This is a genomic window from Chitinophaga sp. (assembly GCF_036569185.1).
Taxonomy (GTDB): Bacteria; Bacteroidota; Bacteroidia; order Chitinophagales; family Chitinophagaceae; genus Chitinophaga.
This window is the reverse complement of record NZ_DATCRD010000395.1, coordinates 1-15,754: the sequence shown is the minus strand read 5'-3', so window position 1 is coordinate 15,754 and position 15,754 is coordinate 1. Positions and strand designations below refer to the sequence as shown.

The 15,754-nt window shown below is 46.4% G+C and carries 14 protein-coding genes; 7 read left to right on the top strand and 7 right to left on the bottom strand.

Annotated features, from left to right (window positions below; all coding sequences use genetic code 11):
* Positions 1-84 precede the first annotated feature (84 nt).
* The 7 genes from mqnB (at position 85) to VIM72_RS29785 (ending at position 9,527) form a co-directional block, all read left to right on the top strand.
* The gene (gene mqnB / locus VIM72_RS29815; protein WP_332006453.1) at positions 85-753 is read left to right on the top strand and encodes a futalosine hydrolase; all 669 of its coding nucleotides are present in this window, start codon (positions 85-87) and stop codon (positions 751-753) included.
* Positions 754-778: 25 nt separating this feature from the next.
* Positions 779-1,576, top strand: a complete 798-nt coding sequence (locus VIM72_RS29810) for a 1,4-dihydroxy-6-naphthoate synthase (protein WP_332006452.1) — start codon at positions 779-781, stop codon at positions 1,574-1,576.
* A gap of 31 nt (positions 1,577-1,607) precedes the next feature.
* Entirely contained in the window at positions 1,608-2,213 is a 606-nt protein-coding gene (locus VIM72_RS29805) for a sigma-70 family RNA polymerase sigma factor (RefSeq protein ID WP_332006451.1), read from the top strand.
* A 126-nt stretch (positions 2,214-2,339) separates the two neighbouring features.
* The gene (locus VIM72_RS29800) at positions 2,340-3,350 is read left to right on the top strand and encodes a FecR family protein (RefSeq protein WP_332006450.1); all 1,011 of its coding nucleotides are present in this window, start codon (positions 2,340-2,342) and stop codon (positions 3,348-3,350) included.
* Positions 3,351-3,452: 102 nt separating this feature from the next.
* A complete protein-coding gene (locus VIM72_RS29795) occupies positions 3,453-6,899 on the top strand; it encodes a SusC/RagA family TonB-linked outer membrane protein (protein WP_332006449.1) in 3,447 nt (1,148 codons plus the stop codon).
* Between the two features lie 12 nt (positions 6,900-6,911).
* Entirely contained in the window at positions 6,912-8,372 is a 1,461-nt protein-coding gene (locus tag VIM72_RS29790) for a RagB/SusD family nutrient uptake outer membrane protein (RefSeq protein ID WP_332006448.1), read from the top strand.
* Positions 8,373-8,375: 3 nt separating this feature from the next.
* Entirely contained in the window at positions 8,376-9,527 is a 1,152-nt protein-coding gene (locus VIM72_RS29785) for a TlpA disulfide reductase family protein (RefSeq protein WP_332006447.1), read from the top strand.
* Between the two features lie 47 nt (positions 9,528-9,574).
* On the opposite strand, the gene VIM72_RS29780 is transcribed toward VIM72_RS29785, so the two are convergent.
* From VIM72_RS29780 to coaBC, 7 genes are all read right to left on the bottom strand, one after another.
* The gene (locus VIM72_RS29780) at positions 9,575-10,879 is read right to left on the bottom strand and encodes a deoxyribodipyrimidine photo-lyase (protein ID WP_332006446.1); all 1,305 of its coding nucleotides are present in this window, start codon (positions 10,877-10,879) and stop codon (positions 9,575-9,577) included.
* 14 nt (positions 10,880-10,893) lie between these two features.
* A complete protein-coding gene (locus tag VIM72_RS29775; protein WP_332006445.1) occupies positions 10,894-11,733 on the bottom strand; it encodes an aminotransferase class IV in 840 nt (279 codons plus the stop codon).
* Positions 11,734-12,088: 355 nt separating this feature from the next.
* Complete coding sequence (locus VIM72_RS29770) at positions 12,089-12,745, bottom strand: 3-oxoacid CoA-transferase subunit B (protein ID WP_332006444.1); 657 nt, start codon at positions 12,743-12,745, stop codon at positions 12,089-12,091.
* Positions 12,746-12,780: 35 nt separating this feature from the next.
* Positions 12,781-13,473: a CoA transferase subunit A gene (locus VIM72_RS29765; protein ID WP_332006443.1), complete on the bottom strand. Its 693-nt coding sequence runs from the start codon at positions 13,471-13,473 to the stop codon at positions 12,781-12,783.
* A gap of 18 nt (positions 13,474-13,491) precedes the next feature.
* On the bottom strand, positions 13,492-13,974 hold the full coding sequence (locus tag VIM72_RS29760; RefSeq protein WP_332006442.1) for a DUF4296 domain-containing protein: 483 nt from the start codon (positions 13,972-13,974) through the stop codon (positions 13,492-13,494).
* 14 nt (positions 13,975-13,988) lie between these two features.
* The gene (locus tag VIM72_RS29755; protein WP_142683741.1) at positions 13,989-14,918 is read right to left on the bottom strand and encodes a DUF4835 family protein; all 930 of its coding nucleotides are present in this window, start codon (positions 14,916-14,918) and stop codon (positions 13,989-13,991) included.
* A partial coding sequence (gene coaBC, locus VIM72_RS29750; RefSeq protein ID WP_332006441.1) for a bifunctional phosphopantothenoylcysteine decarboxylase/phosphopantothenate--cysteine ligase CoaBC occupies positions 14,911-15,754 on the bottom strand: 844 nt, incomplete at its 5' end. The genes VIM72_RS29755 and coaBC, both read right to left, overlap by 8 nt.

The following is a 15,754-nucleotide window of genomic DNA, read 5'->3' as shown; positions in this document are numbered from 1 at the left end:
TATTAAACGAGTAGTGCCAATTTATCCTAATTCCTGTCAATTGTTTTACACGGCAAGCAATCATTTTTGCCGTATTTTTACGGTATGAAAATATTGGTGACCGCGGCTACCACACTGGAAATACAGCCTTTTTTACAGTACCTCGACACACATATCCCGGCCCTTAAAGCCGCAAACTGCAATATAGACGTGCTGATTGCCGGTATTGGCATGATGCACACCGCCTTCAGCCTGGGAAAGCACCTGGTAGTAAACCGGCCCGATATAGCCATACAAGCAGGTATTGGCGGCTGTTTCCGCCATCAGCGAGAGCTTGGAGAAGTGGTGCTTATTAAAAAGGAATACCTGGCGGACCTCGGTGCGGAAGATAACGATCAGTTTAAAGATTTATTTGATATACAGCTCTGGCAGCCATCACAGCCGCCATTTACCGGTAACAGCCTGGTGAATACCTTTGCAGGACTGCCTGAAGTGCCTCCCCTGCCCATTGCTACCGGCGTGAGCGTAAACCTTGTAAGCGGCAGCCTGCCTACTATACAAAGGCTGGTGGCCAAATATGATCCCGACATAGAAAGCATGGAAGGCGCTGCCTTTCATTATGCCTGCCTGCTGGAAAAAATACCATTCCTTCAACTCAGGAGCATTTCTAACTATGTGGAAATCAGGGATAAAAGTAAATGGAAGATTCCCCTGGCCGTAAAAACACTCAATGAAGAATTAATAAAAACCGTGGAAACACTGGCCGGCATTTAACGACAGACATAAAATTTTGACAGCTATGCATTTATCTTTAGGTTTTTCACCCTGCCCGAATGATACTTTCATTTTTGATGCACTGGTAAACAACAAAATAGACACAAAGGAATTTACCTTTGATACCCATCTTGAGGATGTGGAAACATTGAACAACTGGGCGCTGCAAGGCAAACTGGCTGTTACAAAACTGAGCTTTGCCGTATATGTCAGGGTAAAAGACCAGTATGAGCTGCTCAACAGCGGCAGCGCACTGGGACGGGGCTGCGGGCCATTGCTCATTGCGAAAAAAGATATTCCCCTGGAAGAGATAAAAAATATGACCATCGCTATTCCGGGAGAAAACACTACTGCCAACCTCCTGTTCTCCATTGCTTTCCCGGAAGCCACCAACAGGAAAGTGATGCTGTTTTCCGAAATAGAAAACGCCGTGCTGAACGGCGAGGTGGATGCAGGCGTTATCATTCATGAAAACCGCTTCACCTACCAGCTTAAGGGCCTGGTAAAACTGATGGACATGGGTGAATATTGGGAACAGACCACCGGCAATCCCATCCCGCTGGGTGGCATCTTTATCCGCAAAGATATACCGGAGGCTACCCGTGCACAACTCGACACACTTATCCATAAAAGCCTGCAGAACAGTTATACTACTTATCCTCAACTGTCTGATTATGTAAAATCACATGCGCAGGAAATGGATGAATCTGTGATGCGCCAGCATATTGATCTGTATGTGAATGATTTTAGTTTAGATTTGGGTAAAGAAGGAAAAGCCGCTGTGGAAGCGCTGATGGAAGCGGCAGAAAAAATCCGTCCGTAAGCAGCCGATTTTTTCGTTCTTTTGTTGCGGTATGATCGATAATAAGGATACAGACCTGTGGAACAGGTTTCGGCAAGGAGAGGAACAGGCGCTATATACCTTGTATGAAAAGTATTATCACCTGCTCCTTTTCCTGGGCCTTAAAATATGCGCCAGGAGCGAACCGGTGAAAGACTGTATCCAACAGGTGTTTCTTTATTTCTGGGAAAAAAGGGAAGGCCTGGATACCGTAAATAATGTACGCAGTTACATTATCACGGCTTTCAAACGCAAACTGTTATTACATCTCCAACAGGAGAAAAAAGACAATGGCCTGCTATCGCTCTGGATGGAAGCTGAAACCGGCGATACACCTTCTGCTGAACAACTGCTGATGCAGCAACAACAAAGCAAAGCAGCCATCGGGCGTATACAGGAAGCCATTGCTTTGCTCAGCCCGAGGCAAAAAGAATTAATTAATCTCCGCTTTTATGAAGGCAGGAGCTACGACGAAATAACAGACATCACCGGGCTTACGCACCGCACTGTCTATAATCACTTGTACGAGGCACTTAAATCGCTGAAACAATCACTTGAACAGGATCTCAAATCCGGCAACCTGCATTTGAGAACATTACTGCTGTTACTTCCCTTATAAAATTCCCTGTTAGATTATTTTCAATAAAGCTTCTTTAAAATAAAAATTATCAAAATCTGAAAATTTACCGGTACATACCTGGTAAAAGAGAGCTGATTGTCGCTCTACTTTAAAAATGGATGTAGAATGCTGCCAAAGGACCTGAATGAATTAGATCTGCTGCTCGACGATACCTTTCTGCAATATATCCGGAGGAACAATGACGAGGCTATTGCTAAATGGGAAAGCTATATCCGCCAGCATCCTGAAATAAAAGATAAGGTGGCTGCCGCAGTAACCCTGTATTATAATATTAACACCACCGAAGCAGAAAAAGACAGGACCGAACAGTTGAACAGGCTGCAGCAGGCGGTAAAAACCACCCGCCCTGTACGCCGTATTAGTTACCGGCAAATAGCATGGCGCGCAGCAGCAGTGCTGTTACTGCTGGGAGGCATCGCCCTGTTCTGGCCGCGACTGAAACCGCGTACGCCGGCTGCAATCCCCGATACCTTCCTGGTATATTCCAGCGACTGGGGACAACGCAAACTGCTCACTTTGCCGGATGGATCTTCAGTGATCCTCAACGCCAATACTACGGTAAGGATTCCTTCCGATTACAGTAACAGGCACCGGCATGTGGAACTGGTAAAAGGGGCAGCCCTGTTTGATGTACAAACCAACCCGGAAGATCCGTTCATGGTAACCAGCAAACAAATTCAGACAACGGTGCTGGGCACCTCCTTCCTGGTAAAATCATACCCCTATGAGCCACAGTCGACCGTATCACTGCTCAGCGGGAAAGTAAAGGTGAGTGAAAAATCAGGCGCAACGACGCCACTCACCCTGGCGCCTGGTGAACAGGCAAAATGGAATGAAGCAAAACAGGAAATGAGCAAAGCATCCTTTGATACCATAGCTTTGCGCACCTGGAAAACAGGCAAATTAGTATTTGACAACGCCAGCGTATCAGAAGTAATACGGCAACTGGAAAACTGGTATGGAATACCATTCCGCGTAAAGGGGAATCCGTTATATGCCAAACGGTTCTCCGGCGCGTTCGACAACGATAAATTAGAAAAAGTTTTGAACATCTTTTGTTTTACAGCCGGATGTAGTTTTCAAATACAACCGGACAAAGTACTGATTCAATTTTAATAACAGGCGTTTCCACCAAAATCGCTGAAATCGGGATCACATGCTGGCTGCCGGCGCCTGCATGCTGTACCACACATCAACCATCATTAAAAAATCTGATGCATGACTTTTAATTATGCGCGCCTCCGTGCGCCGTTAAGCACTGCGGTAAAATGGCAGTTCCTTCTTTTGGTGTTATTAATGCTAACGACCTGTATGCTATCATACGGACAGCAAAGAAAATCAATAGCGTTCCGGGAGGTTGATATTACCACTGCCTTCAAAAAAATTGAAAGTACCTACCAGGTAAAATTCTTTTATGCCGATGGTACATTGCCCATCCGGCGTATCAGCCTGCCTTCTAAACAACGGAGCCTCCGGGAAATACTCGCAGAGCTGGAAGATGCGTCCGGGCTTCAATTCAGGCTAAGTGGCAATATGATCGGCGTAGTAATGCCGTATAATCCCATCGGTGTTACCAGAGCGCATCCCCTGATCAAAGGAAGGGTAACTGACCGTAAGGGACAACCGCTACCCGGCACTACTGTCCGGGATATTATCAGTGGCAAAGGTTCAGTTACTGATGCCAATGGCATGTTTGCCATTGCCTCCGAAGAAGGCCGGCCATTAATGGTTAGCAGCATCGGCTACCGGCAGAAAACACAGGTCATCACCGGTACTGAGAACCATATTACGATGGAAGAAGATGCTACCAGTCTTGGTGGCGTAGTGGTAATGGGTTATACAAGCAAACAGGCCAGCGAACTAACCGGCGCTGTACAAAAAGTTTCGGGCGATCAGCTACGCAGCTCCGTTTCTTCTTCCAATATTCTCTCCATGCTGAAAGCCAAAACCACCGGCATGTATATCGTGGAGCCTTCCGCCGACGCCGGTGCAAAGGGACAGGTATTGCTGCGGGGCCAATCGTCGCTCCCCTCCGGCACCAGCGCTTACTTTGGACCGCTGATCGTTATTGACGGGGTAATTTCCAACTCGCAGAATTTACAGGACGTAGTAAATCCCGCTGATGTGGAAAGTATTACCATCCTGAAAGATGCCGCATCTACCGCCATCTACGGATCGCGCGCGGCACAGGGCGTAATTGTGGTGACCACCAAAAGAGCTGCTGTGAACAGCGGTGTGCATGTAACACTGGATACCCGTTATGGCGCTATTAAACAGAACCGCGCCATCCACATGATGAATACCACAGAGAGCATTGCACTCATGGATAAAGTGATGCAACGCAGATGGGAAGAAACGCCTTCCCTTCAGCAACAGTTTCCTACTGCGGCAGATTTCATCCGGCAAAGGAGGATTTATACCGACGAGGATAAAACAAAAAACTTTGACTGGGAAAAAGCAATGTTTGATGATGGAAATTTTTCTGATATCAGCCTGGGGCTGAACAGTGGAAATGATAAAACAACACTGTATGCCGGCGTAGACTGGTACAAGGAAAAAGCTATTAATAGCGGGAACACTTTTGACCGTCGTAACCTGCGTCTGAATATTATGCAGCAATTCTCTAAAAAGGTTTCCGGTGGAATAAATACCAGCGCTATCATTGATAAAACTATTTCCCGTAACGGTGTGCCTGCACTCTATATGACCCAACCCTTTGTAACACCATATAATGCAGATGGCTCACTGGCCGACAGTATCCCGGTAAAGCAATCCAATAATTTTGGTGTGCCATATACCACCTGGTCACAGAACTTTATAAGCGAAAAGAAATTCGATAATACGGCTGTTATAAATACCCAACACTTCACCGGTACCGGATGGCTGAGTTACCAGGTATTACCCTGGTTAAGCATTAAAACCGCCAATACTATCGATTATATCAACACTCACCGGAACTCTTACCTGGATCCACGTAGCTTCTCCGGGAAATACGGCGGCTATCCTTACCTGTTTAGGCCAGGCGCCACGCTTCCCAACGGAACGCTTACCATTGCAGACACCAGGTTTTTCAATTTCACATCTACCAATACACTGAACGCTACCAAACGGTTTGGCGATCATCACCTGAATCTCCTTGCTGGTACGGAATGGGCAAGGCGTACCAGTGAAACCAGCAGTACGGATATGTACAACCTTCTGCCGGGTGAAAGGAATATGGGCGCCGCAAAGAACTTTGGCAGTGCCATCAACGTTGCTTATAACCTTCCCTACCGGCCTTCCGGCTCCTATACAGAAAGAGCAAGCTTTTCCGCCTTCAGCGAATTAAACTATAATTACCAGGCGAAATATTATGCAGCCGCTTCCCTTCGCACCGATGCCTTCACCAACTTTGGCCGTAACAAAAGATATGGTACCTTCTATGCCATAAGCGGCGGGTGGCTGATCAATAAAGAAATTTTCCTGGCAGATGTGAAAGCAATAGACCTGCTGAAGCTGAGAATAGTGCACGGAACTTCCGGAAGGGATGTAGGCGATGGATACCTGAATCAAACCCTCTATGCTGCAAGCGGCAATTATACCTATGATAACATTAACAACGTAGGCTCCGCCATCACACAACTGGAAAACCCGGATATCAGCTGGGAAACCACTGTTAACAATACCGCAGGAATAGACCTTAGCCTGTGGAAACGCATAGAGCTTTCCGCTGATCTCTATTCAAAACTTAGTAAAAACCTGCTGCAACAGGTATTTGTTGGTTCTGCACAAGGCTCCTTCCAGCAATACCAGAATGTAGGAGAAGTATTGAACAAAGGGCTGGAACTAATGCTGAATACCCGTAATATAGACACAAGAGACTTCAGCTGGACTACCAACCTGAATGTAAGCTTTAATAAAAACACCATAAAAAAACTGTACGGCGATTCTCTTCTCGACAATTACAACCGCGCGTATTACCGCTATACAGGAGAAGATCTTAATGTGATTAAGGCCGTCCGTTATGTAGGTGTAAATCCAGATAACGGCGCACCGCTGTTTGAAAATTATGATGCTTCCGGGAAGAAACAGGTAGTAGAGGGTATTGGCGGGATAGCAGATATCCGCAATTACCAGACAGTAGGATCTGCAACGCCAAAATTCTTTGGAGGCTTTACCAATACCTTTACGTACAAACAATTTTCACTGAGCGCAGAAATGTGGTTCCAGGTTGGCAATTATACCGCCATGAGCCTTATCAATAACTTCCAGGATCCAACCGCTCCCTTCCTGGGCAGGAACAATGTGAACTGGCAATCCAGCCAGAAAGTATGGCAGCAACCCGGTGATAAAAATGCTAACTACCCCGATGTGTACAGCAGTAAAATGAATACCTGGCGCGTATTCGACAGCCGTTCCTCGCTTATTTACGGCAACGCCAGCCATATCCGTATGCGGAACATCAGGATCGGGTACGACCTTGCACAGAGAACACTCAATAAAATTCATGCACAGCGTGCAGGCGTGTTCGTTAGTATGGACAATGTTTTTGTTATTAAACATAAAGACTATGTTGGGGCTGATCCTGAAGGCGCCAACATCGGCACCTCTACCGCCTATGGAGGCGTAGGCATCGGAAACGCTAATCCACGCCGCATTACTGCCGGTCTTAATGTTACATTCTAAACTACTAAAAAAATGAAGCGTACAATAATAATAGCCACCGCAAGCCTTATTACATTAAGCGCCTGCAACAAACAACTGGATGAGCTGCGCCCGCACAACGTTACCAATGAAGCAACCCAGTTCAGTACCCCGGAAGGATTTACGCAGGCAGCCATGGGGCTTTACCCGATGATCACTACTGGCGTTGCCATGGAAAACAATTACTTTGGATATGGCGATATTACCATGTTCCTGTCTGAAGCACATGGTAACAATATTCATTCACTGGATCTGGGCCCCAATCAATATACCGATGCGTTTAATTATATCAACTCTCCTGATAAGGATCATAGCTGGACCTATTACTTTTGGAGAGGTAGTTATTTTACCATCCTGCACGCGAATAAATTGCTGGATAACGTACAAAAAGATGAACAACGGCCGGCGATATTACAAGCCAAAGCAGAAGCATTGTTCGTAAGGGCATTCGTATATTTTAACCTGGTACGTTTTTATGCAAAACCTTACTACCAGAACGCCGCATCATCATCCGGCGTAATGCTTATTACCACCGCAGCAAACAGTATCGATTATAAACCGGCCCGCGCCAGCGCCAAAGCGGTGTATGAGCAGGTAATTGCAGACCTTGAGGCGGCCATATCCCTGTTCAACCAGGAGAAGTCCAATAGCTTTGCCGGTAAGCAGGCAGCAGCCGCTTTGTTATCACGTGTGTATCTTTATATGGGTGGCACTTTCCAGCAACCTGATGCAACGTTTAATCAAAAAGCTGCGAGCTACGCCGACCAGGTGATTAACAGTAACAAATATACCCTACTGCAGGATGATGCCTACCGTGCTTATTATAACAGCAGCAACGTAGCTAATAAGGAGGATATCTTTGCAGGTAACATGGATTTCGGGAATGCGTCCATCAGCCAGCAATATGCATACCCACCACAGATCAACTATACAGGCGGTTACTATCGTCCCTCTTCCGACCTGTTATCACGCATTGCAAAAACAGACCTGCGCAATTCACATTACAAAGTAAATGTTACGCCTGGATTTCCTGACGACAGCATTGCCACCGTTAAATACATGTACCTGTACAACGCCATTTACAGCAAATCGCCATTCCGCTACATCCGCCTGGCGGAAGTATACCTTAACCGTGCGGAAGCCAATGCAAAGCTTGGTAAAAAAGACGCCGCACTGGCCGACCTGAACATTATCCGTAACCGGGCAGGCCTTGCGCCGGTGGATCTTTCCGGACAGGCGCTGTTTGATGAAATACTATTGCAACGCCGGATAGAGCTGGCCTTTGAAGGGCATTCCGGGTTTGATTATTTCAGGAATGGCTTGCCAATGGTACGGGATTATTCCTCTGCCAGCAGTGGCGCCATGACTATTCCCGCTACCAGCCCTAAGATATTATTGCGTATCCCGCAGGAAGAAATCATCCTCAATCCTAATCTTACACAAAACGAACAATAACATATGAAAAGAATAATTTGCGTACTATCATTAACGTTAGCTGTCGGCCAACTGGCTAATGCTCAGAAGAAATTTAGTATATCCGGCACCGTTAGCGGTAATGCACCGGCCAGGTATTACCTGCAATACAACAATGGAACAAAGTATGTAACAGATAGCGCTGAGGTAAAGAATGGCAGGTTCAGCTTTGCCGGCATGCTGCTGCAACCCGCTCCCGGTGTGGTTTCCGCAACACTGATCAGGAACATGACCGGCAACAAAAAAGAGCAGGCATACCTGTTCCTGGAGCCCGCCGCCATGACTATCAACATAGACAACGGCGATCTCAGCACCATTGTTATGAAAGGCTCTGTAAGTAATGATGAAAACGTGCAACTGGAAAAAGAAAAAGAAGCTGCCACCGCCAGATACCAACCGTTGCTGGAAGCATTGCGTAACGAAAAAGACCACGATAAAGCAGCAGCTATCCGGGAGCAGCTGGCGCCCTACTTTAATACCAACAGCCAGTTGTCAAGAAAATTTATCCGCGAACATCATAACTCTTTCCTGAGCGTTTACCTGATGCGTTTTGAAATTGGCAGTATGACACTGGATTCCGCGAGGTACTATTACAACAGCCTGAGCACTGCTTTACAAAAAAGTAAAGATGGGCTGGATATCGCCAAAGAAATAAAAAGTCTTGAACAAGGCTCTCCGGGCAGCGTTGCGTTTAACTTCAGCAAAAAGGATATCAATGATCAGCCACTCAGCTTATCCGATTTCAAAGGAAAATATGTGCTGGTAGATTTCTGGGCCAGCTGGTGCGTGCCCTGCCGTGCAGGTAACCCTCACCTGCTGGAGTTGTATAAACAATATAAGGATAAAGGGTTTGAAGTGATCAGCGTTTCAGACGACGACCGCAATCATGATGCCTGGAAAAAGGCGGTGGAAAAAGATGGCATTGGGGTATGGAAACATGTGCTGCGGGGCCTGGACATGAATAAACGCATGAAAAACGAGCCCAATCCGGAAGACATCAGTGAGCACTTCGGCATTCATTCCTTACCCACCCAGATATTAATTGACCCCAAAGGCGTAATTATTGCACGCTACGGTGGCGGCGGAGAAGAACACGAAGCATTGGATGCCAAACTGAAAGAGGTTTTCAACAACTGATTCTCTCTTAAATAAAAAAATGCAGTGAACCAATCACTGCATTTTTTTTATTTCCGTAATGCCTTTCCATACACTTCCAGTGCGCGCTTACGCGCTTCCTCATGCAATACTATTGGTTTTGCATAGTTAAACCCTTCAAACTCCGGCACCCATTTACGTATATACTTCAAATCTTTATCAAATTTCTGTGTTTGAAGCGATGGATTAAATACCCTGAAATAAGGCGCCGCATCACAACCCGACCCTGCTGCCCATTGCCAGCCGCCATTGTTTGAGGCCAGGTCATAGTCTAATAGTTTAGCGGCAAAATAAGCTTCGCCCCAACGCCAGTCAATTAACAGGTGTTTGGTTAAAAAGCTGGCAGTGATCATACGTACCCGGTTATGCATAAAGCCGGTAGCATTCAGTTCACGCATACCTGCATCTACGATCGGGTAACCGGTTTCTCCTTTGCACCATTTCTCAAATTCTGCTTCATTGTTCCGCCACCCTATCTTATCATATTCTTTCTTAAAAGAATTTCCCACTACATGTGGAAAATGCCAGAGGATCATCTGGTAAAATTCCCGCCATATCAATTCCTTTGCAAACGTAGCATTCAGCTGCATAGCCTGTTGCATAAGCGAGCGTATGCTCACGGTGCCAAAGCGCAGGTGAATGCCCAACCTGGACGTACCGTTTACCGAAGGAAAATCGCGGGTTTCATCATAATGCTTGATCAACGTTTCTTTCAGATCTTTTGAGGGAAAATGTTTTTCTCCTGGTGTAAATCCCATTTCTTCCAGGGAAGGAATTTTTATTGTCTGTTGTTTAAAAAGATGATGATAATATTTTTTACACGGATATGATTTGAGATGAAAAAAGGTAAGGGTATCATACCACTTCCTGCTGTAAGGCGTAAATATCGTATATGGTTCACCGTTATCTTTCAGTACTTCATTTTTTTCCAGTATCACCTGGTCTTTATAACTGTGAAACGAAATACCTTTCTTGCTGAGTTGCTTTGCTATAGCGGCGTCCCTGTTCTTTGCATAAGGCTCATAGTCATGATTGGTATAAACGCCGGCTACTTTATATTTACTGGTCCAATGTTCGAAAGCAGCTTCGGGTGCACCATAGAAAACATCCATCGATGAACCCTGCTGCTGCAATTGCACCTGCATTTCTTCCAGCGCTTCATGAATGAAGGTAACACGCCGGTCATGCTTATCTTCCAGGTCATTAAGTATGTTGGTATCAAAAACAAACACCGGCACTACCTGGTTGCCCGAACGTAGCGCATAATAGAAAGCTGCCTGGTCGTCCAGCCGCAGATCACGGCGAAACCAGCATAAACTGATTTTTTGTTCCATGTAATGATTGTTTTCTACAGCATGCCTTCATGCAATACTTCATGTAAAATAGCGGCGGTGGCATTGCCGTAACTACTGTCGCGGAAAAGACCTACCCAGCGGATACCATAGATCGCATTGGTTAAAAATATCTCATCCGCATTTTCGAGGTCTTCTATATCGAGAGGCTTCTCTTGTACTTTGAATGGCAGTTCCGTTTTCAGCAGGTATTTGCGCATTACCCCGCATACCCCGCCTTCAGACAATGGCGGTGTATACAGTACCTTATTCCGCACTACAAATACATTGGCAATGGTACTGTCGGCCACCCTGCCATATGGGTTCAGCAAAATAGCTTCGTTTAGCCGGTGCTGTTTGGCATACATGGCTGCCATTACATAGGGCAGGCAATTATTTGATTTAATAGCAGAAAGCTTATCGCAACTTTTTTTCACATCAGGGAAGATGTCTGTTATCAGCCCGTTATTATTTAATTCCAATACGGTCCTGCTCAGTTCCCAGCATTGGATAATATAATTGGGCAAATTATTTACGGGGTCATACAAACCGCCATCAGAGCGGAATATAGCGAGGCGCACACGGGCCAGTTGTGATACATTGTTTTTGCTGCAGAGTTCCAGTATCTGCTTAACGAAATATGCTTTTGTAAAATGAACGGGGATATCAAAGTGCAGCAGGTGTAAACTGGCAAGCAGCCGTTCAAAGTGCAGGTCTGCCAATAATACCTGTCCCTGGTATACTTTCAGGGTTTCAAAAAAGCCGTCCCCGTATCTGAAAGATCGATTATCTGCCGTAAAAATCGGGTCAGCTGCAGGAATATATTTACCGTTATAACAAAGAAATCCAACTTGCACCTCGAACTATTTTAGCAAATTGAAAGGTACCAATTATTTAGGGATTTTTAAGTTTGGAGATTTAGATGTTTGGTTTCAGGTAAGTATGTATTTCAAAAACAAAACATCTAAATCCACTTAAAAATTAAATCTTATTTACTTTTCTATAATCCTCCGGAACGTATGCCAGCAAAGCCATCCGGCTGATGAGAAGAGTCCCGGTAATGTACTGACCACACAGCCGGCACCCAGAAATAGCAGCCCTGCACGAAGCTGGTGCCTGCATCGAGTTTAGATAACCGGGTATAGCTGATTGGCAGGGAACAGTCGAAAATACGGTCGTGGTAACGTGGCGTTATATTGAAGCCGTGTTCAGCTAAATTTTCATTTCCGGGATATCGCCATCGATCACCAGTTTCCCGGCTGTTTTAGCGCGGATTTCCTCCACCGTAACACCGGGTGCACGTTCCAGGAGCTTAAATCCTTCAGGCGTTACATCCAGCACGGCCAGTTCAGTCACAATTTTCTTTACGCAGTTAACACCGGTAAGCGGTAAGGTACAGGCAGGCAGTAATTTACTTTCGCCTTTGGGGTTGGTATGCATCATGGCTACAATGATGTTCCTGGCAGAAGCTACCAGGTCCATTGCACCGCCCATGCCTTTTACCATTTTGCCGGGGATTTTCCAGTTGGCGATATCACCGGTATCGGATACTTCCATTGCACCCAGCACGGTAAGGTCTACCTTACCTGCGCGGATCATACCAAAGCTTTCTGCAGAGTCGAAAAAGCTGCCCCCGGGTAATAAGGTTACTGTTTCCTTCCCGGCATTAATCAGGTCCGCATCAATATCTTCCGCTGCAGGATAGGGCCCCATGCCGAGTATCCCGTTTTCAGACTGTAGCATAATAGAAATGCCGGCAGGTATATAGTTGGATACCAGCGTAGGAATACCAATGCCAAGATTCACGTACATTCCATCCTGCAGTTCCTGTGCAATTCTTTTGGCAATGCCATATTTGTCGAGCGACATAAAATGTAAGATTTGAGAGTGGAAAATTTGATGAGCTAGATCTTAACTGTTCTGCGTTCGATCCTTTTTTCATAGTTACCGCCTTTGAAGATGCGGCGTACATAAATACCCGGCACATGTACCTGGTCGGGCTCCAGCTCTCCGGGCTGCACCAGCTCCTCCACTTCAGCAATGGTAATTTGTCCGGCCCTGGCCATTGAAGTGCTGAAATTCCTGGTGGTTTTACGGAATACCAGGTTACCCAGCGTATCTCCTTTCCAGGCTTTTACAATAGCGAAATCAGCATGCAGTGCGAGCTCCATCAGGTGGGGCTTTCCATCAAACACCCTCACTTCTTTCCCTTCAGCAATTTCGGTTCCGTAACCGGCGGGAGTGAAAAAAGCGGGAATACCCATACCTGCCATCTGGATGCGTGTGGCCAGGGTTCCCTGTGGAATGAGATCTACCTCGAGCTCGCCCGCCAGTAGTTGTCTCTCAAATTCTGCGTTTTCGCCCACATAAGACGACATCATTTTCCTGATCTGCCTGGTTTTCAGCAGCAGGCCAAGACCAAAATCATCTACTCCTGCATTATTGGAAATGCAGGTAAGATCCTTCACTCCTTTTTTCACCAGGGCGGCGATACAATTTTCCGGAATTCCACACAAACCAAATCCTCCCAGCATCAGTACCGCGCCATCCCGGATATCTTGTATGGCTTCATCGGCATTTGCTACTACTTTGTTCATGTTTTGGTGTTTTATAGATTAGGGCTGCCGTTTGATAAAAGGACGGACGGTGTCCACCTTCGGCAGCAATAGCACGCTGTCTGCATACGGGAAAATGCTTTTCAGCCGGAACCGCAGCGGTGCATTTTCATCCACCGGGTTGGGCAGGCGCTGTTTCCTTGCGGCAATATCAGTTTGTACCATTTGAAATACTTCCTTCAGCCTGTTGGGATGACTTTCATAATACCGGTAGCTTTCCATAAACTCTTCCACACTTACCTTGTGAAGATCCAGTATCTGCTTGTAATAGATCTTTACCTTTTCCTGCCTGAGCGAGTCAAAATTTGGGGTGTAGGTAACCTGCATCTGTTGTTCATTGCTGTAGGCGTCTGCAATAGACATATCTACCAGGATACCCGTCATACGCTCCTTTGAAATATACTTACGCGGCACCTTGTCGCCTTCACCGCAGGCGAATAAAAACAACACTAACAAGGTCAGGGTGGCGTATTTCATCATCATATTCATCATAGCTGTTACTTCATCTGTTGATACTTCTGCGCATTGGGCACATCCATCTGGGACAGTAATTCCGCCGCACGGCTTTTCTCCTGTGGCGTAGCACGGGAAAATATTTTCAATAACTCCTGTCCCTTTGAAAGGAAAAAGGTTTGCATCAGCATGGAGTTTGGAATATCCTGGTGGATGGAATAAAGCATGTTCAGGCAGTTCAGGATAGCTGCGCGGCCTTTCATCACATCGTCATACATCAGGTCAAGCCCCTGCCGGTGATACTGGTACATCACATCATGAAACTGGAGGAACTTTGCATTGAGGAGGTTATCCTGCAACCAGTAACGGTTGCGGTTTCCTTCAAAGGCTTTCCATCCGGAAATTTCCTTTCCATCCGGTGCATTGTTTACAATATTCAGTGCTTTCTTAAAATACAGGTCTCCACCACGGGGAGAAAACGAATCATAATCCAGGCCGAGAATGATATTCACGTAGTATGCGAGGATAGCGGTTAAATTAGATGCCAGCGGGTCGTTGCCCACTACCCTGTTGTCGCTGAATTCCAGTTGCTGAAATTCCACGTAACGGAAAACCACATTGGGATCCTGGATGTTCAGCAGGCTGGTAACATAGCTGCTGTTGAACACCGGTCTGGTGGCCTGTATGGTTAGTGTGCCCTTGTAGCTGTCGTTTCCGGAGGTACCGGTAATATTCAGCAGGAAATTACATTCTATCCGTTCAGCCGGTGTAAAGGCATCAGCTGCCCAGTGGCGGTTATTGAGGAAATCCCGGATGGAGTTCTGCAGAGTGGTAAATATTTTCTTGTCCACTCCCTGGATCTGTTGGGCTACTACAGATACATTGGCCCTGATTTCCTGGGCTTTAACGGGAGGGCAGCAGAATAGTAAAAAGGCGCCTGCCAGCAGCAGGATCAGCGGGAAGCGATTATGCATGTTGCAATTCGATTATAGCGGAAACAATATCCTGGGCCACGGCCTGTTTGGATTTGAGCGGGAAACTGCGTTCGTTCCCGTTCCTGTCAAACAGCGTTACTTTATTGGTATCATAATTAAATCCTGCACCTGCATCTGCCAGGGAGTTCATCACAATCAGGTCCAGGTTTTTCTCACGCAGTTTTTTCAGTGCATATTCCTTTTCATTGTTCGTTTCCAGGGAGAATCCTACCAGCAGCTGACGTGGCCCTTTGCGGTCGCCCAATGAGCGGAGTATATCGGGAGTTTTTTCGAGATCGATGTGTAACTGTGCTTCGCCTTTTTTGATTTTCTTATCCGCCACTTTTGCAGGTCGGTAATCTGCCACTGCTGCGGCAGCCACCACTATTCCCGCGCCAGCGTACCGGGATGTTACCGCATCAAACATTTCCTGGGCGGTTTGCACAGGGATAACGGTAATGCCGCGATGGGTTGTTTTTTGGGAAGTGGGACCCAGTACCAGCTGTACATCAGCGCCGGCGTCCGCCAGGGCCTCTGCGATGGCAATGCCCATTTTGCCGCTGGAGTGGTTGGTGATATAGCGAACAGGGTCAATATGTTCTATAGTAGGACCAGCAGTAACGATGACAGCAGTTCCATTCAGTGCTTTTTTTCCGTTTTCCTGCTGAAAATGCTGTTCAAGGAAGGCGAGTATCTGTTCAGGTTCTGCCATGCGGCCTTCTCCAAAGAGCCCGCTGGCCAGTTCTCCGGATTCCACGGGAATTTGCCGGTGACCGTAAGCAATCAGTTTATCCACATTTGCGCGGGTAGCAGGATGATGCCACATATCTTCATCC

What these genes read in the sequence shown, in the direction of transcription:
- mqnB (WP_332006453.1), top strand. Translation starts at nt 85, where the DNA reads ATGAAAATATTGGTGACCGCGGCTACCACACTGGAAATACAGCCTTTT.
- VIM72_RS29810 (WP_332006452.1), top strand. Translation starts at nt 779, where the DNA reads ATGCATTTATCTTTAGGTTTTTCACCCTGCCCGAATGATACTTTCATT.
- VIM72_RS29805 (WP_332006451.1), top strand. Translation starts at nt 1,608, where the DNA reads ATGATCGATAATAAGGATACAGACCTGTGGAACAGGTTTCGGCAAGGA.
- VIM72_RS29800 (WP_332006450.1), top strand. Translation starts at nt 2,340, where the DNA reads ATGCTGCCAAAGGACCTGAATGAATTAGATCTGCTGCTCGACGATACC.
- VIM72_RS29795 (WP_332006449.1), top strand. Translation starts at nt 3,453, where the DNA reads ATGACTTTTAATTATGCGCGCCTCCGTGCGCCGTTAAGCACTGCGGTA.
- VIM72_RS29790 (WP_332006448.1), top strand. Translation starts at nt 6,912, where the DNA reads ATGAAGCGTACAATAATAATAGCCACCGCAAGCCTTATTACATTAAGC.
- VIM72_RS29785 (WP_332006447.1), top strand. Translation starts at nt 8,376, where the DNA reads ATGAAAAGAATAATTTGCGTACTATCATTAACGTTAGCTGTCGGCCAA.
- VIM72_RS29780 (WP_332006446.1), bottom strand. Translation starts at nt 10,879, where the DNA reads ATGGAACAAAAAATCAGTTTATGCTGGTTTCGCCGTGATCTGCGGCTG.
- VIM72_RS29770 (WP_332006444.1), bottom strand. Translation starts at nt 12,745, where the DNA reads ATGTCGCTCGACAAATATGGCATTGCCAAAAGAATTGCACAGGAACTG.
- VIM72_RS29765 (WP_332006443.1), bottom strand. Translation starts at nt 13,473, where the DNA reads ATGAACAAAGTAGTAGCAAATGCCGATGAAGCCATACAAGATATCCGG.
- VIM72_RS29760 (WP_332006442.1), bottom strand. Translation starts at nt 13,974, where the DNA reads ATGATGATGAAATACGCCACCCTGACCTTGTTAGTGTTGTTTTTATTC.
- VIM72_RS29755 (WP_142683741.1), bottom strand. Translation starts at nt 14,918, where the DNA reads ATGCATAATCGCTTCCCGCTGATCCTGCTGCTGGCAGGCGCCTTTTTA.